General features: G+C 70.7%; 15 protein-coding genes. 3 read left to right on the top strand and 12 right to left on the bottom strand.

Going from position 1 to position 17,979, the window contains the following annotated elements:
• Nucleotides 1-11 precede the first annotated feature (11 nt).
• Both EHO50_RS40645 and EHO50_RS40640 read right to left on the bottom strand, forming a co-directional pair.
• Nucleotides 12-512, bottom strand: coding sequence for a ribonuclease FAU-1 family protein (locus EHO50_RS40645; protein WP_128436890.1), 501 nt, complete (start codon nucleotides 510-512; stop codon nucleotides 12-14).
• A complete protein-coding gene (locus EHO50_RS40640; RefSeq protein ID WP_128436889.1) occupies nucleotides 493-1,422 on the bottom strand; it encodes a GNAT family N-acetyltransferase in 930 nt (309 codons plus the stop codon). The genes EHO50_RS40645 and EHO50_RS40640 overlap by 20 nt, the downstream gene beginning before the upstream one ends.
• A gap of 71 nt (nucleotides 1,423-1,493) precedes the next feature.
• Between EHO50_RS40640 and EHO50_RS40635 the strand changes: the two genes are divergently transcribed.
• Nucleotides 1,494-1,862 carry a GntR family transcriptional regulator gene (locus EHO50_RS40635; RefSeq protein WP_181449789.1) on the top strand — a complete coding sequence of 123 codons (369 nt, stop codon included), beginning with the start codon at nucleotides 1,494-1,496 and terminating at the stop codon, nucleotides 1,860-1,862.
• Here the strand turns inward: EHO50_RS40635 and EHO50_RS40630 are convergent, their stop codons facing one another.
• Complete coding sequence (locus EHO50_RS40630; RefSeq protein WP_128436887.1) at nucleotides 1,863-2,633, bottom strand: DUF72 domain-containing protein; 771 nt, start codon at nucleotides 2,631-2,633, stop codon at nucleotides 1,863-1,865.
• Between the two features lie 23 nt (nucleotides 2,634-2,656).
• Nucleotides 2,657-3,751, bottom strand: coding sequence for a DUF5925 domain-containing protein (locus EHO50_RS40625; protein ID WP_128436886.1), 1,095 nt, complete (start codon nucleotides 3,749-3,751; stop codon nucleotides 2,657-2,659).
• A gap of 198 nt (nucleotides 3,752-3,949) precedes the next feature.
• On the opposite strand from EHO50_RS40625, the gene EHO50_RS40620 reads away from it, so the two are divergent.
• Complete coding sequence (locus EHO50_RS40620) at nucleotides 3,950-5,362, top strand: GH39 family glycosyl hydrolase (RefSeq protein WP_128436885.1); 1,413 nt, start codon at nucleotides 3,950-3,952, stop codon at nucleotides 5,360-5,362.
• Between the two features lie 24 nt (nucleotides 5,363-5,386).
• Here the strand turns inward: EHO50_RS40620 and EHO50_RS40615 are convergent, their stop codons facing one another.
• The 7 genes from EHO50_RS40615 to EHO50_RS40585 form a co-directional block, all read right to left on the bottom strand.
• Nucleotides 5,387-9,244, bottom strand: coding sequence for a lipopolysaccharide biosynthesis protein (locus EHO50_RS40615; RefSeq protein ID WP_128436884.1), 3,858 nt, complete (start codon nucleotides 9,242-9,244; stop codon nucleotides 5,387-5,389).
• Nucleotides 9,237-10,037, bottom strand: a complete 801-nt coding sequence (locus tag EHO50_RS40610) for a polysaccharide deacetylase family protein (RefSeq protein WP_128436883.1) — start codon at nucleotides 10,035-10,037, stop codon at nucleotides 9,237-9,239. The genes EHO50_RS40615 and EHO50_RS40610 overlap by 8 nt, the downstream gene beginning before the upstream one ends.
• Nucleotides 10,034-11,092, bottom strand: a complete 1,059-nt coding sequence (locus EHO50_RS40605; RefSeq protein WP_246101825.1) for a glycosyltransferase family 2 protein — start codon at nucleotides 11,090-11,092, stop codon at nucleotides 10,034-10,036. Before EHO50_RS40605 ends, EHO50_RS40610 begins: the two co-directional genes overlap by 4 nt.
• The gene (locus tag EHO50_RS40600) at nucleotides 11,089-11,910 is read right to left on the bottom strand and encodes a glycosyltransferase family 2 protein (RefSeq protein WP_128436882.1); all 822 of its coding nucleotides are present in this window, start codon (nucleotides 11,908-11,910) and stop codon (nucleotides 11,089-11,091) included. The genes EHO50_RS40605 and EHO50_RS40600 overlap by 4 nt, the downstream gene beginning before the upstream one ends.
• A gap of 385 nt (nucleotides 11,911-12,295) precedes the next feature.
• Nucleotides 12,296-13,393: a GNAT family N-acetyltransferase gene (locus EHO50_RS40595; protein ID WP_128436881.1), complete on the bottom strand. Its 1,098-nt coding sequence runs from the start codon at nucleotides 13,391-13,393 to the stop codon at nucleotides 12,296-12,298.
• 1 nt (nucleotide 13,394) lies between these two features.
• Entirely contained in the window at nucleotides 13,395-13,832 is a 438-nt protein-coding gene (locus EHO50_RS40590) for a hypothetical protein (RefSeq protein ID WP_246101824.1), read from the bottom strand.
• 156 nt (nucleotides 13,833-13,988) lie between these two features.
• Entirely contained in the window at nucleotides 13,989-15,194 is a 1,206-nt protein-coding gene (locus EHO50_RS40585; RefSeq protein ID WP_128436880.1) for a S8 family peptidase, read from the bottom strand.
• 314 nt (nucleotides 15,195-15,508) lie between these two features.
• Here EHO50_RS40585 and EHO50_RS40580 point away from each other — a divergent pair, with 314 nt between their 5' ends.
• Complete coding sequence (locus EHO50_RS40580) at nucleotides 15,509-16,318, top strand: SGNH/GDSL hydrolase family protein (RefSeq protein ID WP_128436879.1); 810 nt, start codon at nucleotides 15,509-15,511, stop codon at nucleotides 16,316-16,318.
• Nucleotides 16,319-16,338: 20 nt separating this feature from the next.
• On the opposite strand, the gene EHO50_RS40575 is transcribed toward EHO50_RS40580, so the two are convergent.
• The gene (locus EHO50_RS40575; protein ID WP_128436878.1) at nucleotides 16,339-17,976 is read right to left on the bottom strand and encodes a serine/threonine-protein kinase; all 1,638 of its coding nucleotides are present in this window, start codon (nucleotides 17,974-17,976) and stop codon (nucleotides 16,339-16,341) included.
• Between the last annotated feature and the right edge of the window lie 3 nt (nucleotides 17,977-17,979).

Genomic DNA, 17,979 nt, shown 5'->3' with positions numbered 1-17,979 from the left:
GCTGTCGGGAGTCATCCCAGCAGCCCCGCCAAGCCCTCCCCGCGCGCCAGCGCCTCCAGTGCGTCCAGCGCGGATACGGCGGCCGCGGCGGCCTGCGGATCCGTCTGCCCGAGGCCGCTCTCGGCGAACTCGTCCTCGTCCAGGCGGCGCACATCCGAGCCGTCGGCGGAGCACCACAGGTCCAGGTCGAGATCCTCGACGACCAGCTCAGTGCCGGACAGCGTGGCCGGGCGGGTGACGTCGCAGTACCAGCCCTTGAGGGCGCCCGTGGCGTCGCGGACCTCCTTCACGGCGTACCAGCGGTCGCGCCAGTAGTACTCGGTGAAGACGTCGCCCGGCTCGAAGCGGACGAAGCCGAAGTCGCGGACCCCGGCACCGGACCAGGGGGCGCGGACGGCGATGCGGGTGCCGTCGTCGGAGAGCAGCTCGGCCGCGTAACGGATCTTCGTACGGCCGGCCTTGACCAGGACCACATCCAGCAGACGTCCCTGGTCAGCCGAGTTCGCGGACATAGCGCACCTCCGTCGCGCAGATCTCGTAGCCGAACCACTTGTTGATCGCGAGCATCGGGCCGTTGCCGGTGTCGTTGCCCGTGAACGCCTCCGTGAGACCGGCGGCACGGGCGCGGTGCAGGGAGTCGTTCTTGGCGAGTTTGGCCAGGCCGCGGCCGCGGAAGTCACGGGCGGTGCCGGTGATGACGGTGCCGTACCGGGTGCCACCGTCCGTGCGGGCCACGCTGAAGGCGACGGGGCGGCCGTCGACGACGGCGACGGAGGTCAGCTCGCGGCTGAGGAGGGGGTGGTTCCAGGTCTCGTCCAGCCAGGCCTCGTAGTCCGTGAACTCGTAGGCGACGTCGCTCGGTTCGTCCGACGCCGCCTCGGCGTCCAGCTCGAACAGCGGGCGCGGATCGTCCGCGAAGTCGGCCCCCGTGCGCAGCTCCACGCCCGGGGGCGGGGCCTGGAGCGAGGGCAGCGTGCCGTTCACCAGATCCAGACGGAGGAAGTGCGCCGAGCGGCCCTCGCGATAGCCGTGCCGTTCGGCGAAGGCGCGGTTGCCCGGTGCGTCGAGGATCCAGGCGAACAGCCTGGTCGCTCCTCGCTCGGCCAGGTACTCCTCGGCGGTGCGGACCAGCAGCGCGCCCGCACCGCGGCGGGTGCGCTCCGGGTGGACGTACACGTTGACGAAGGCCTGGCCGGGCTCCGGGCTGTCGTTGACGAGCCCGACCTGGGCGGTGCCGATCACCTCGCCGTTCTCCTCCGCGACGAGCGGCCGGTAGTGGGCGTCCGGGTGCATGTGGGTGACGTCGTAGGCGACGGACTCCGGGGTCACCAGAAAGAAGGGGAGTGCGAGGTGCCGGACGTGGGCGAAGCCCTCGACGTCGGCTCGGACCTCGGGACGGAGGGGGCGCACAGTCATAGTCATCACGGCGCACGCTACGGGGGAGTTGAGCCAGGGTGCCTCTTATTTTCCGGCGGGTACGGGACAATCGCTGCGTGACCTTGAAGATCCACATCGATGACAGTGCCGCGCCGTACGAGCAGGTGCGGGCGCAGATCTCCGAGCAGGCGCGTTCGGGGGTGCTGCCGGTCGGGTACCGGCTGCCGACCGTGCGAGGGCTGGCGGAGTCGCTGGGGCTCGCGGCCAACACGGTCGCCAAGGCGTACCGGGCGCTGGAGAGCGACGGCGTGATCGAGACGCGGGGGCGCAACGGCACGTTCGTGGCGGCCGCCGGCTCGGCCGCCGAGCGTGAGCTGGCGTCGGCTGCGCAGGCATACGTGGAGCGGGCTCGTAGGCTCGGGCTCGCTGAGGCCGACGCGTTGGCGGCCGTGCGGGATGCCCTGCGTGCGGCTTACGGAGAGTAGTCAGCGGCGTGCGGCGAACTCCGGCGTGCGGGTGACCGTAAGGCCCGCTCGCGTCGCCGCCCTACCGAAGACCACCGCGTCCTGCACCGCCGCCCCGCCGGGGTCGTTGTTGAAATACGCGTACATGTCCTCGGCGTCGGACCAGGTGGTCGCGATGCGGTCGACCCAGGTCTCCAGGGAGCGTCGGCCGTAGCGGGGCCAGGGGTGCGCGCGGCCCTCGTGGAAGCGGACGTAGCCCCAGTCCGTGGTGCGCCACAGGGGAGTCACCGGCCGGGCCTGGACGTCGGCCCAGCACAGGGCGGCACCCCGGGACTCCAGCACCTGGCGGGTCTTGGCCGCCCACCAGGATTCGTGGCGGGGCTCGACCGCGATCCGCGTCCCCGACGGGAAGCAGGCCAGGCAGGCGTCCAGGAGGTCGGGGTCGGCGCGCAGGGTCGGCGGCAGTTGGAGGAGGACCGGCCCCAGGCGGTCGCCCAAGCCCGCCGCGTGGGACATCAGACGGTGGACCGGCTCCTCGGGATCCTTGAGGCGCTTGATGTGGGTGAGGTAGCGGCTCGCCTTCACCGCGACCACGAAGTCCCGCGGCACCCGGTCACGCCAGGCCTCGAAGTTCTCCCGCGTCGGCAACCGGTAGAACGCGTTGTTGATCTCCACCGTGGCGAAGCACTCCGTGTACTCCTCCAGCCACAGGCGCATGGGCACATCGGGGGGATAGAAGGCACCCCGCCAGTCTCTGTACTGCCATCCCGACGTCCCGATGAACAGGGTCATACCACCATGAAAGCACCGGAGGGCTACAGGTAAAGCCCCGCGTCCGCCCCGTCCCGCGGGTCCGGCAGCGACGTCGGCGACGTGCCCCGCTTCAGCGCGTACAGCTCCGCCAGGGTCGCCCCCTCCCGGCCGACACCCTCGTCGGTGCCCAGCCAGTTCACCGCCTCCCGGCGCGTCAGCGCCCCCACCTCGATGCGGGCCAGACAGCGGCCGGGGCGGACGACGGCGGGGTGCAGGCGCTCCAGGTCCTCGTTGGTCGTCACGCCGACCAGGACGTTGCGGCCCTGGCCCAGCAGGCCGTCCGTCAGGTTCAGCAACCGCGACAGCGCCTGGCCCGCCGTGTGCTTCGCCTCGCCGCGGATCAGCTCGTCGCAGTCCTCCAGGAGCAGCAGCCGCCAGCGGCCCTTGCCCGTCCCGTCCTCCTCGCCGATCGCGATGTCCATCAGATAGCCGACGTCACTGAAGAGCCGCTCCGGGTCCAGCACGCAGTCCACCTGGCACCAGTCCCGCCAGGAGCGGGCCAGCGTCCGCAGCGCCGACGTCTTGCCGGTGCCCGGCGGGCCGTGCAACAGGAGCAGGCGGCCCGCGATGTCCTCGGGCGTCGTCTTCATCAGGCGGTCCATCGCGTCGGCGACCGGCGCGGTGTAGTTGGCCCGCACCTCGTCCCAGGTGCCCGCCGAGATCTGCCGGGTCGTGCGATGCGGGCCGCGCCTGGGGGAGACGTACCAGAAGCCCATGGTCACGTTCTCCGGCTGCGGCTCGGGCTCGTCCGCCGCGCCGTCCGTCGCCTCGCCCAGTACCCGCGCCGCCAGTTCCTCACTGGTCGCGGTCACGGTGACGTCGGCGCCGCGGTTCCACCGGGAGACCAACAGGGTCCAGCCGTCGCCCTCCGCCAGCGTCGCGCTGCGGTCGTCGTCGCGGGCGGTGCGCAGCACACGGGCGCCCGGCGGCAGGAGCGTCGCCCCGGACCGTACGCGGTCGATGTTCGCCGCGTGCGAGTACGGCTGCTCGCCCGTCGCGAAGCGGCCGAGGAACAGCGCGTCGACGACGTCGGACGGCGAGTCGCTGTCGTCGACGTTGAGCCGGATCGGCAGAGCGTCGTGTGGGTTCGCAGACATGCGGCCATGATCCGTCACGCGGCGGGCCCGTGCACCCGGTTTCCGTCGCACGTCCCGCCAACGGGCCACGTCCGGGCCGGGGCCGGCCCGCAGCATGCCGTGCCCGAAGCTTCCGCTGTATCCCCTCCGTCCTGTTACAGGACCGTGTAGTTGCGAAACCTGCCCGAGCGGCTGTCACCGCCGTTACCGTTGTCCTTGATGGGACGTCATGGGTGGAATTCGGGGGCGCGACGGTGGCGGCTCACCGCGCTGCTCGGCGTGGGCGCTGTGGCTCTGGCCCTGGTAGTGACCCTGCTCAGCACGCTTCCGGGGAACGGTGTGAACACCGACGGCACTTCACGCGACGGCGACAAGGTGCACGGCACCCCGACCGCCACGCCGGACGCCACGAATCCCGAGGTGGGCTGGGGGTTCACCCACACCAAGCACAGCGCCGACGAGGGCGCCGCCGCGGCCGTGCAGCGCGTCGAGGGACGGCTCGCGGACGCCGGGGGGCTACCGCAGATCCAGCACATCATGGGCTGGGGCGCCGACAACCCCGAGCCGGTCGAGGGGCGTTACGACTTCGAGGCGATGGACCGCCGTATCGACTTCGTCCGCGCCTCCGGCAGCACCCCCGTCGTCACCCTGTGCTGCGCCCCCGACTGGATGAAGGGCGGCAGGGCCGGCGTCGACAACACGAACTGGAGCCAGGCCGCACTGGAGACGGCGCCCGAGCCCGAGCACTTCGAGGACTTCGCCGCGCTGGCCGTGACCGTCGCCAAGCGCTATCCGGACGTACGGCACTTCATCGTGTGGAACGAGTTCAAGGGCTTCTGGAACGACGCCGAGGCCCGCTGGGACTACGAGGGCTACACCCGCCTCTACAACCTCATCTACAAGGCGTTGAAGAAGGTCGACCCGGACATCATGGTCGGCGGGCCCTACCTCGTGATGGACAGCGTCGACCCGCGCGCGGAGGAGGCCTCGACGGCCCTGACGGGCAGTTGGGGTGCCCTGGACCAGCGCACCGTCGATGCCTTCGGGTACTGGAACGAGCACAAGGTGGGCGCCGACTTCGTCGTGGTGGACGGCTCCAGCTACACCCGTGACGACGAGTTGCTGCCCGACGAGTTCGCGGCCACCGACAAGTTCACGGCGGTGGGCCGGTGGGTGCGGCGGCAGACCGGTGACCTGCCGCTGTGGTGGGCCGAGTACTACGTCGAGCCCGCCGACGGCAACGACGACCGCAAGGGCTGGTCCGAGGCCCGCCGAGTCGCCGTCCAGGCCGCCGGAATGATCGCGTTGGCCGAGGGGGGCGCCTCCTCCGCCTTCTACTGGAACCCGCAGGAGGAGAAGGGCACCGAGTGCGCCGGCTGTCTGTGGACGCCGACCGACACCGCGGGCGGCGGCGAGAAGCTGCCGATGTACGACCTGATCTCCCGGTTCGGCAAGGAGTTCCGGCCCGGCACCGAGTACAAGAAGGTGTCCGTGGACAAGCCCGACGTCCGGGTCCTGGCCACCGACAAGGTGGTCCTGGTCGTGAACGCCCTCGACCGGCAGACCAGCGCGAAGATCGACGGCGAGAAGGTCGAGCTGCAGGCGTACGAGGTGAAGTGGCTCAGGCGCTGAGCCACTTCACCCCTGCGCGATCGGCTATTTGATCGTCAGGAACCGCTGCACCAACGAAGCCAGCAGCACCGCCAGCAGCGGCAGCGAGAACCAGAAGCTGCTCTGCAGCCACCGCAGTTGCCGCACGCTGGGCGCCATCGCCACCCGGACGACCTCGCGGGCCATCAGCAGCACGATCAGCGCGACCGCCGCGAGCCCGCCGACCACCGACCAGGGCGTCCAGGTCACCTGCGGCCCGATCGGACCGGGATCGGCCTTCGGGACCTCACCCGCCGGCTGCTTCCTCAGCGCGTACATCGTCACGTCGGCGTTGACGAAGACCTTCTTCAGCTCCTGCCGCTTGTCCAGGTTCTGGATCAGCCGTGTCTCCCAGGTCGCCGAATAGCCCACGTCCAGCCGGAGATAGGTGACCTGACCCCGGTTGATCATCAGATACGAGTTCGGGCCCGCGTCCTTCAGGGCCTTCACCAGCCCCGACACCAGCACCGGGTCGACCGGCGCCTGCGTCGGCACGTACGAGACCTTCTCCATGTCCCGCGAGCCCCACGGCATCGCCGGCGTCACATCGTTGACCGGGTCGCTGCTCAGCCACAGCAGCCGCAGCGTCGGGTCGTCATGGGCGTACACGTACTCCATGGCGGCGACCTCGCCGGGCCGCACCCGCTCGAACGGCTCGTTGCCCCAACGGGCCACCAGGAAGCCGCCCATGAGGACCAGGCCCGCCATGAGCGCGGCCAGCGGCGCGAGGCTCACCCGGTCCTTGTCGCGCTCCTTCGCGGTGACGCCGGTGCGTGGGAACAGGGCGAGTCCGGCCAGCAGGGCCGCGCCGGGCAGGGCGAACATGAAGACGCGCAGCGCCATCTCGCCGCCGTACGACTGCATGCCGAAGCCGAGGAACGGCACGAAGGTGAGGACGAGCAGCGAGCGCTCCCGGTAGTGGTGGAAGCGCCGTCGCCACCAGCCCCAGCAGGCGAAGGCCATCACACCGCCGGCCAGCAGCACGCGCGTGTACAGCACGAGCTTGTGGGTGGAGCTGCCGCCCTCGATACGGCCGGAGACGGACGACGACACATTGCTGCCGACGCCGCCGACGCCGCCGAAGAGTTCGTCGAAGTGGCCCGACCAGTACGGCTCGGCCATGAAGCCGATCCAGACGGTCACCATGACGCCGAACAGGATGGGCAGGCCGCGCAGTTCGGACTTGCCGATCAGGACGAGCGCCGTCAGCACGCCCAGCATCACGAACGGCGTGAGCTGGTGGGCCGGGACGCTCGCCGCGAACAGGCCGGTGACGACCATGAGCAGGACGGCCTGCTGCCGCCGGTTCGTCGGCTCGACCTCGATCTCGCCGGGGCGCCGCTTCGTCCAGATCACATGCGGCGCGCGGAACCAGACCAGCAGGATCGCCGCGAACACCAGGTACAGCAGATAGGTGAAGCCCTGCGGCGAGAAGTAGTCCTGGCCCACCCAGCCGCTGAGCACGAAGATCCAGATGCCGGTCCACTTGGCCCGCCAGCTCGCCCGCATCGAGCGCACGAGAAGGAACATCGGGACCAGGTACAGCAGTTGCATGGCCAGCGGCCACCAGCGGATGACCGCGGTGAGGTCGCTGACCCCGCACGCCTTCGCGGCGAACGCGGCCACCGCGAAGAAGCCCGGCCAGCTCCAGCGCGCGTCCAGGTCGGGCACGGCGGACCCGGTGCGGTCGATGTAGTCGAGGAAGCCGAGGTGCTGCCAGGCCGTCGCGAACCGCGGCTCGGTCTCGATCAGGGCGGGCAGGGAGTGCAGCGACACGACCGTCGCGAGCAGGGTGACCAGCAGCAGCGCCTTGTGCTCGCGGCCCAGCCACAGCAGCGAGGCGAACACCACCGCCAGCAGCGCGGCGCCGACCAGCGTCGGCAGCGGCAGCACGGAGATCAGCCCGAGCCCGCCCATCGCGTCCAGATCGGCCTCGCCGAGCCGCAGCGCCGGCACCCAGTACAGCAGCAGCGCGGCGACCAGCAGACAGCCGAGGACGACCCCGAGACGCGTCGGCAGCAGCCGCTCACGCCGGCTCGACGAGGGCGCCTCGGGCTGTCGTACGGCCTCTTCGGACGGCATGGGCGGCTCTTCCCGTACGGCGGACTCCTGCCGTACGACGGCCTCCTCCCGTACGGCAGCCTCCTCGCGCTCCTCCGGTAGGGACTCTTCGCCCTTGCCCACGTCGAAGTCGGCCTCGAACGGCGCGTCCACCTCGGCGGGCCCCAGCGAGGCCTCCGAGCCCGGCTCGCGATCCTGGACCGGCAGCCCGACTTCCGGCTTGCGCGCCCAGGTCGGCCGGTGTTCCGGGCGTACCGGCGGCGTGCCCGTGGGCGGCGTTCCCGGGCCCGGGCGGACGTCCGGCCGGCGTTCCAGGTGGTCGAAGTCGACGTGGACGCCGAGGGCGAGCGTGTCGGTGTCGAGCGCCCAGCCGGGCATGCGCCCCCGCGCCCCCTCGGGCACCTCACGCGCCCCCAGGTCGGCGAGGTCACCGTCCGGGGCCGCGTCCTCGGGCACCTCGGCCGACGACGCCCGCGCGGTCCGGTACAGCTTGGGCGCGGCGATCGCGACGATCACCGCGAGGGAGAAGATCTCGGCGACACCGGCGCCGGTCAGACCCATGCGGGGAAGCAGCAGCAGCGTCAGGCCGAGTACCAGGGCGCAGAGCAGGCCCTGCAGCCAGGCCAGTCCGGCGGTGCGGCTCTGGGCCCGCAGGACCGCGAAGTACGTCTCCATCACGACCCGCAGCAGCGCGCCGACGGCGAACCAGCGCAGCAGCGGGGTGGCCGCGTCCGCGTAGCCCTGGCCGAAGACGCCCAGGATCCAGGGCGCCCCGAAGAACAGGATCGCGGCGACCGGCAGCATGATCCGCGCCATGCGCCGCAGCGCGGCACGGGTGTTGGCCGCCAGCCGTCCCGGGTCGTGCGAGCCCTCGACCGTGAGGGAGGCGCCCATGTTGATGGCGAGCAGATTGACCGTGCCGCCGATGGTGGCCGTGATGTAGAAGTACGCGTTGTCCTCCGAGGAGACCTGCGCCGCCACGATCACGGGGATCAGATAGACCACGGCGAGGGAGAACAGCGAGCCCGTGTAGTCGCCCGCCAGGAACTTCCCGATCTCCCTCAGCGACGGGGGAGTGGTGCGCTCTTCGGTCGCCTCCATATGGCGTGGCACCAGGCGCCGGAACACCAGCCAGCCCAGCGGCAGCACCGACACCGCGATCGCCGCGACCCACGACACGAAGACACCGGCGGTGGGGATCGCCACCGCGAAGGCCACCAGCAGACCCAGCTTCACCGCGGAGAACACGGTGTTGCCGACCGGCACCCACACCGCACTGCGCAGCCCGGTCAGCACACCGTCCTGGAGGGTGAGCAGGTTCCAGGCGATGACGGCCACGACGAAGAAGAGCCCGCCCGCCGCCCCGTTCAGGAAGCGGTACGACGGCCCCCACAAATCCAGCGTCAGCAGGAAGGCGCCCGCAGCGAGAGCGACGACCACGCAACTGCCCGCGTACGTCTGGAAGATCAGGCGGAGGCTCCTGCGTCCCGCCACCGGGATGAAGCGGGCCAGCGCCCCCGTCAGCGTCACCGCCGTCAGTCCCGCGAGGAACTTCATCGCGGCGATCGCGGCGGAGCCCTGGCCGACCGCGGACTCGGAGTAGTAGCGGGCGGCGGCCAGCCAGAAACCGAGCCCCAGCACGGCGGAGATGCCCGTGTTGATCATCAGGGCGTAGGCGTTGCGGAACAGCTGACTGCCCCCGGAGGGCCCGCCCATGCCGGGCAGGCGAAGCCGGCGCCCCGACTGCTCGGGCGCCGCCGCGTCCGTCGACGCGGGCTCGGTCGTGGTCGTCGTGTCAGACACGGGAACGGCTGGCCTTCCGGCGGACCTGTCGGGCTCTGCGGACCACGGCGTACCCCTTGGTCAGGGCGCGGTCCCTGGCGAAAGTGCGGGTGATCGCACGGCCCTCGACCATCCGCCGGAACTCCTCGATTCCGGTGCCTCGGCGCACGGTCAGGCGGGTGAGGGCGTACGGCCCCTGCCGCCGCCGTGCGAGGCCGTTGTTGACGGCGAGCGCCTGGGCGTACCCCGTCTCGTGCACCGCCTCGCGCACCCGGCGGCTGGAGTAGCCGTACGGGTAGGCGAACGAGGCCGGGACGGTGCCGAGTTCGTCCGAGATGATCTCCTTGCAGAGGATCAGCTCGGAGCGCAGCCTGCCGTCCGGGAGCTGGTCGAGCTGGGGGTGCGTGTGGCTGTGGCCGCCGATCTCGACGTCCGCCTCGGCGAGTTCGCGGACCTGGTCCCAGTCGAGCATGGTGTCCAGGCCGCCGCCGGTGTCGTGCGGGCCCTTCAGCCAGCCCGTGGAGACGAACAGCGTGGCCGGGAAGCCCTGCTTGGCGAGCACGGGCAGGGCGTGTCGGTGCACGCCCTCGTAGCCGTCGTCGAAGGTGATCAGCACCGGCCGTTGGGGCAAGGGTTTGCCGGAGCGCCAGCGCGCCGCGAGATCGGCCGTGCGTACCGGAGTCAGGCCCAGATCGCCGATCAGCGCCATCTGCTCCGCGAACGCCTCCGGCGCCACCGACAGTTCGCGGGTGGCGTCGTTCGGCGAGGTGGAGACGGCGTGGTACATGAGAATCGGCACGCGCGCGTCGCTCATCTGATGCCCCCCTTGATGCCGGCTTCCCCCTCCGTGCCGGCTTTCCCTTCGCTCCCGGCTTTCCCTTCGGTGTCGGCCTTCTCCTCCATCCCCGCCACCGAGTACGTAACGCCGCCCCGGCGGGCCCGGACACTCCCCACGACGTACCCACCGGCCGCCGTGAGTACCCCGGCGACGATCGCGCCCGCCCGCCCCGCACCGCCCGGCCGGGCCAGCACGGCGTCGCGCAGCCCACGCGCCACCCCGGCCGGCAGCACCCGGGTGGTGTACCGGCGTTCGGACTCAAGCCCCTTGTCGGCGCCCACACTTCGGGCCACCAGCGCCTTCGACAGGCCCTCGGCGTACGTACGCGTACGGAAGTACCGGAAGTGCTCGCGCGCTCCGGGCACCCGGTGGTGGATCACCGCACGGTCGTCGATGAGCAGCACCGCGTCGGGCCGGGCCCGCGTCAGCCGGATGCACAGCTCCGTCTCCTCGCAGCCCAGCGGCAGCCGGTCGCCGTCGCGCCCGATGCCGGAGGCGAAACCGCCCGCGAAGTCGAACGCCGTACGCCGGAAGGAGGCGTTGCCGCCCAGGACGTTGCGCACTCGGACCCGACCGCGCGGCAGGCCCCGGTAGGTGCAGCCGACCACCCAGTCGAACTCCTCCGGGAACCAGTCCGGCCGGCGCCCCGACGCCCAGATCGGCTCCGTGCGCCCGCCGACGGCCATGACGTGCGGATCGGCGTACCCCGCGGCAAAGTGCCGGAGCCAGTCGCGCTCGGCCACGGCGTCGTCGTCGAGGAAGGCGATCACCTCGCCGTACGAGGCCGCGATGCCGGTGTTGCGGCCCGCGGACAGCCCGCGGGGGCCCGCGTTGGCGAGCACCCGCACATCGGTCGCCTCTTTGTATTCCTTGGTCAGCCGGTCCAGGAGCGCCTCGTTGTGGTCGACGACCAGCAGCGTCTCCAGGGCCGGGTACGACTGCGCGCGCACCGAGGAGACCGCCGCGAGGATGTCCTCCCAGCGGTCCTCGGTGTACGCGCAGATCACGACGGAGATGTAGGGACCGCTCAAGACACCTCTCCCCGCACCGAGTCGAGCATCGGGGAGTGGGGCGCCCGGCGGCGCAGGGCACGCCGGTTGGAGCGCTCCTTCAGGATCACCTTGAGCACCCTCAGCCCGTCCCGCACGGCCCGCAGATTGCTCGTGCCGTGGATGCGGAGGTACTCGTGGCTGGGTATCTCCTGCACCTTCAGCCCCGCCTTGACGACCCGGATGTTCATCAGGGTCTCCACCTCGAAGCCGGTGCAGTCGAGGTCGATCTTGTCCAGGCAGTGCCGCCAGAACGCGTTGTATCCATAGCAGAGATCGGTGTAGCGGGCGCCGAACTTGCGGTTGACGGCCGTGCACAGCGCCCAGTTGCCGAGCTTGCGGATCGGCGTCATGTCGTCGGTTCCGCCGCCGTTGGCGAAGCGGGACCCCTTGGCGAAGTCCGCGCCCGAGACCAGGGCGGAGACGTAACTGACGATCTCCTGGCCGTCGGCCGAGCCGTCCGCGTCGACCATCACGATGATGTCGCCGGTGGCCGCCTCGAACCCGGTGATCAGGGCATCCCCCTTGCCCTTGCCGCGCTGCCGCACGACCTTGACCTCCGGCCACAGCTCACGGGCCACTTCGACGGTGTTGTCGGTGGAGTTGCCGTCCACCAGGACGACCTCGTGTATCCAGTCCGGAAGGGTCTTGAAGACGTACGGGAGATTCTCGGCCTCGTTCATGGCCGGAATCACCACGCTCACCGGCGGGGTGATGGCCATGTGCGAGGAGACAGGGCGGTACTTGCCGACTGTTGACAGACCTTCGTCCGCAACCGCCGGGCGCAGAACAGAACTCATGAGTCTGGTCCCTCTCGTCCGGTGGACCGCCCGCCCCTGGGCGGCCCGGTATTTTGTCCGGTTCGAAAGGGGGGTTCTCACTCACGGCACGGCTGACCGGCTCCCTGCCGACTGGCTTTCCGTGTACGTGAAGTGAGCTGGCAAATCTGGCCGACCGCCGCCAAAACGGCAGCCGGTCGCGCGGCACGACTCGGTCACACATGCGAACACCGTCACCGAGCACCCCCCTACCGCGCCCCGCGCCGGGACCGTCGCGGTCCTTGAGCCCTCCCCTAGAGCCGCCTATGACCGTCCGATGCGCGTGATATGTACGACGGTATTGATGATTGAGCCTGTATGGCAAGAGCTGGAACGAGCCCTCACGTTTTTGTTGGTTTGACCGGAGTTACCTGCCTACCGAGCGGATCTTCCCCATGCGCTTGAGGAGCCGGTCCGCCGGTTCGAACAGCTCCGGCCGGGTCTGCACCGTGTTGCGCAGCGCGCGGACCGGGGCACGGCGTGCCCGGTGTCCGAACGCGACCGGGTGACGCCGGGTCACCCACCCCTCCGACACCTGCAACTCGCGGGTCTTCAGGGAGTCCTTGTATTCCTTCTGGCCCCGGCCGAGATCGAGATAGGCGATGCCGTCGGTGGCTGCCGCCTCGGCCATGCGCAGATGCAGGACCAGGCCCGGCGAGTACTTCGAGAACGCCGGGTCGTAGGCCGGGAACCAGCAGGCCAGCACCCGCTCGGTGCGCAGCCCGAAGTGCGCGGCGATCGGCTTGCCGGCCGCGTACAGCACCGACAGGATCCCCGCGAACGGATCGGAGCGGGTGTGGAACAGCTGGTCCACGAGCCGGGTGATCCACTCGTGCGCGAAGCGGTCGCTGCGCCCGGTCCTGCGGTACTGCGCGGACTTCCAGGCCATCAGCGTGCGCAGCGCGGCCGGATCACGCTCGTCGTGCACATAGCGCACACCCTCGTGGTCCCGGCCCAGCTTGCGCTCCTTGGCGAGCGTCGTCCTGGTGAACTTCGGTGACTGCTCGCGGAGTTGGCGCAGATACGCCTCGTACCCCTGGTCGACGTCCATGACCGGGGACGGGAACGTGCCGGACGCCTCCGCCTCGAATGCCGCCTGGCCCTCCACCAGGTGGTCGAACTCCCATACGGCGAGCCCGCACGCCTTCAGCAGCTCCCTGGCATCCCAGGTGAACCCGGGCCGGTGCACCACACCCTGGGCGTCCGAGACGCCGAGGCCGACGGCCCGGCCGACACCGGCCGCCGTCCGCTGGAACGGGAAGAACGCGGCCGGTTCGCCGCCCTCCCGTACGACCGCGATCCGCACCCCGCGCCGGCAGCGGCCGACCGCGAGCGCGAACTCGGGGGACAGAAAGGGGTTGCCCAGCTCGGGCGAACCCTGCAGATGGGCCTTGGACTGCATCGATGTCCATGCCGCCCGGTCGGCGGAGCTGAGCTCGCCGGGGCGGTACACGCTGATGTCCACGTCAGTCAGTCCGCCTTCGCGTCGTACGGCCGCGCATCCGCCGCAGCAGAACCAGCAGGAGAATGACGGCGCTGATCGCGGTCACGGCCACGATTCCGCCGCGTACCGACCACCGGTGCACGGCGAGCATGCCCTGGGCCACCAGCATGTTGACGACGACGGCGCCCGCAACCGCGGCGACGGTCCGGCCGAAGGGTTCCAGCCCGCGCAGTGCGGCGGCGATCGCCGCGGCCGGTGCGGCGAGCAGGAAGAACAGCGTGAACGGGCCGCGCAGCGGCGAGCCCGAGTCGACCAGCGCGAGCACCGCGCCGAATCCCCCCGCCGCCGTGGCGGCGCCCGCGAGCAGCGGCGTCAGGTCCCTCCCCGGTCCTGGCCGCGCACGCTCGGTGTCCTGAGCTTTGGCTCTGGATGAAGCTGTCTTGATACGTAAGGTCTGCATTGGCGACTTTGCCCCCCGAAGCGCCGGATGCCGGGCTTCAATGTGGCTCAGCTCCGTGGGGGCCGTCAAGACGTCCCCCGCAGACGCCGGGCGTCTGCGGGGGACGGTTCGTTCAGATCGTGCGGTGTGCTGTGACGGGAGTTGTCACGGGGGCTGCTACGGGACGAGCTTCAGCAGCCGGTTGGGCGAGCCGCTGCCGGCGCTGGTGACGACGTTGGTGGTGGCGCCGCTCGTCAGGGCCGAGGCGACCGTGGCCGGGGTGGCCGAGGTGTGGCCCGCCAGGTACACCGCGGCCGCGCCCGCGACGTGCGGGGTGGCCATCGACGTACCGGAGATGGTGTTCGTCGCCGTGTCGCTGGTGTTCCAGCCCGCCGTGATCGAGGAGCCGGGCGCGAAGATGTCCAGGACCGAGCCGTAGTTCGAGTAGCTGGCCCGGGCGTCCGAGCTGGTGGTGGCGCCGACCGTGATCGCCGCCGGGACGCGGGCCGGGGAGTACGAGGAGGCGTTGGCGCTGCTGTTGCCCGCCGCGACCGCGTAGGTCACTCCGCTGGCGATCGAGTTGGCGACGGCGGTGTCCAGCGAGGTGGAGGCGCCGCCGCCGAGCGACATGTTGGCGACCGAGGGACCGGAGTGGTTGTTGGTCACCCAGTCGATGCCCGCGATCACACCCGCGGTGGTGCCGGAGCCCGCGTTGTCGAGCACGCGCACCGCCACGATCTTCGCCTGCTTGGCGACGCCGTAGGTGGTACCCGCGATCGTGGTGGCCACATGGGTGCCGTGGCCGTTGCCGTCGGAGGCGGTGGTGTCGCCGTCGACGGCGTCGTAGCCGTAGGAGGCACGGCCACTGATCTGCTGGTGCGTGATGCGGACGCCGGTGTCGATGACGTACACCGTCACGCCGCTGCCCGCCGTGTCCGGGTAGGTGTAGGTGCCCGACAGCGGGAGCGAGGTCTGGTCGATGCGGTCCAGGCCCCACGGGGCGCTGGACTGCGTGGCGTCCATCCGGACGCGCTGGTTCTGCTCCACGGAGGCCACCGCCGGGTCGGCGGCGAGTCTCTTGGCCTCGGTCGCGGAGAGGGTGGCGGTATAGCCGTTCAGTGCCTTGGTGAAGGTCTTCTTCACCGTGCCGCCGTACTCCTCCACCACGTCCTTGCCGGCGGCCGAGGACGCCTTGAGGCCGGCGCTCTTCTTGAGCGTGACGATGTAGCTGTCCTTGATCGCCGTGGGGGAGCCGGCGGCCAGGACCTTGCCCTCGGCCGGGGCGGCCTGGGCGGGCAGGGACGTGAGTCCGCCGACGAGGGCGGCGGTCGCCAGGCTGGTTATCGCGGCGAACCGGATCTTCTTGCTACGCAGTTGTGCCATTACGAGGGAGTCCTCCTCTTGGCGGCGCGCATGGGTGGTGCGCGCACATGTGGGGGGTGCGCGCGTCCTCGCACGCACGGCCCGGAACGTCGCGTTCCCGTTCCAAGCCGAGGTAAAGGATCTGTGCTCCAGCCATGGAGAACAAGAGAGTTGACGACCTGTCAACAATCCTGTCATGAACACGAAATCAAACGGACAGTGAACCCACAGGGTGAGGTCCTCGATGACCGGAAAAGTCTTGGCATGGACACTTCCCGTCAACACGCGTAGTTGGTACGACGGTTATGGCAGTGATCCTGCTATAGGGAGGTTCCATGAGACGTTCCCGACTTTCCGTATACGTCGCCTCACTCCTCCTCGCCGTCGGCACCGCCCTCACCGGGGCCGCCACCGCGCAGGCCGCCGACACCGCCGCCGCCGGCGGCTATGTGGCTCTCGGCGACTCCTACTCCTCCGGCCTCGGCGCGGGCAGCTACATCAGTGCCAGCGGCGACTGCAAGCGCAGCACGAAGGCGTACCCGTACCTGTGGGCCGCCGCGAACTCACCCTCGTCCTTCGACTTCACGGCTTGCTCGGGCGCTCAAACGAGTGATGTGACCGCCAATCAGCTCGGCCCGCTCGACTCCACCACCGCACTCGTGTCCATCACGATCGGCGGCAACGACGCAGGCTTCGCCGACATCATGACGACCTGTGTGCTCCAGTCCGACAGCGCCTGCGTCTCACGGATCAACACCGCGAAGGCGTTCGTCGACTCGACGCTGCCCGGCCGTCTCGACACCGTCTACACGGCCATCCGGAGCAAGGCCCCGTCCGCCCATGTGGTCGTGCTCGGCTACCCCCGCTTCTACAAGCTGGGCGTGTCCACGTGCCTCGGCCTGTCCGAGGCCAAGCGCAGGGCACTCAACGACGCGGCCGACTACATCGACGCCGCGACCGAGAAGCGCGCCCTGGACCACGGATTCACCTTCGGCGACGTACGACCCACGTTCACCGGGCACGAGCTCTGCTCCGGCAGCTCGTGGATGCACGCCGTGAACTGGCTCAACATCCCGGAGTCGTACCACCCGACGGCCGCGGGCCAGTCGGGTGGTTATCTGCCGGTACTCAACAGCGTGGCCTGACCCGTCGCGAGTCGCCGGTCCTATGAGCTCGGCGACTCGTCAGGCGTTGGCGAGACCCCGCCCGTCGGGGTCTCCGTCTCGCAGGTCACCGAGAACGGCACCGAGTTGGACTTCGTCTCCACCGGGTCACGCACCTCGACGCTGATCTCGTTCTCGAACGTCCCGCTGTCCGAATTCCCGGGGGATGTCGTCACGAACGCCCGGTCCTGCTTGGTCCGCCCCTCGCCCTCCTGGAACGACAGGGTCTTCCAGCCCTGGTCCATGACGTCGCCGTCTTTCGACACCCAGCGATAGCTGACCTGTGCCGGCAGTCGCCCCACCGTGAACGTCGCCGTGAAGGCGGGGGCGTCGCCGCTCGGCGGCGGACAGGGCCCGGAGTACTCCAGGTTCGAGCCCGCCAACGTCACCTTCACGGACTGCGGTGCCGAAGAGGGCGTGTCACTGCTGCTCGGGCTGGGGCTCGGCGTCGGGCTCCGGCCCCCTCCGGAGGCGTTCTCCTCCTCGGTCTCCTTCGGTGTGGCCCCGCCGGTCCGGCTGGTGGTGCTGTCGCCGCCCGCCTCGCCCCCGCCGCCCCCGCGGTTGAGGAGGCCGTACGTCAGACCTGCCACGGCCAGTGCGAGGACGACGATGCCCGCGATCAGGGTGAGGGTGGCGCGCCGGTTGCGGTCGGGGCGGTCGGGCGCACTGTCCCGGGCAGCGGCCGCGGCCGGTGAGGGCCTGGTCGGTCCGGGCGGGGGGACGGGGGCCGTGGGGGCGGTCTGCGACGGCGCCGGGAAAGCCGCGACGGTCGGGGGGTACGGGGACGCCTGCACGGGGTCCGCGCGAAGCGTCCCGCCCGCGCCGATGATGCGCAGGTCCTGCTCGGCCCGGTCGGCCGGCAGTCGCTCGGCCGGGTCCTTGCGCAGCAGCCCCTCGATGACGGGGGTGAGCGGACCGGCCCGGTGCGGCGGCGGCAGTTCCTCGTCGACGATCGCGCGCAGGGTGCTGAGCGGGGTGTTCTGGCGGAACGGGGAGTTGCCCTCCACGGCCGCGTAGAGGAGTACGCCGAGGGACCACAGGTCGGACTCCGGGCCGGGCGTGCGGCCCAGCGCCCGCTCCGGGGCGAGGAACTCGGGGGAGCCGATGACCTCGCCGGTCATCGTCAGCGCGGAGCTGCCCTCGACCATGGCGATGCCGAAGTCGGTGAGGACGACCCGGCCGTCGTTCGACATCAGCACGTTGGCCGGCTTCACATCCCGGTGCAGCACCCCGGCCTCGTGCGCCGCCCGCAGCGCTGCCAGCACCTCGGCGCCGATGTGCGCGACGCGCTGCGGGTCCAGCGGGCCCTCGGCGTCCAGCAGCTCCGCCAGCGAGATGCCGCGGACCAGCTCCATCACGATCCAGGGTCTGCCGTCCTGCGTGGCCACGTCGTACACCGTGACGACATTGCGGTTGGCGACCCGCGCGGCCGCCCACGCCTCGCGCTCCAGCCGGGCGTACATCCGCTCGACCTCCGAGGCCGGCAGCCCGTGCGGCGCGCGCACCTCCTTGACCGCGACCTCGCGGTACAGCAGCTCGTCACGGGCCCGCCACACGGTGCCCATGCCGCCCTCGCCGAGCGGGGACAGGAGGCGGTAGCGGCCCGCGATCAGACGTTCACTGCCCGATTCTTCGGACACGGG

This window comes from Streptomyces cyaneus, from assembly GCF_004028635.1.
Taxonomy (GTDB): domain Bacteria; phylum Actinomycetota; class Actinomycetes; order Streptomycetales; family Streptomycetaceae; genus Streptomyces; species Streptomyces cyaneus.
This window is presented reverse-complemented; position numbering and strand designations above follow the sequence as displayed.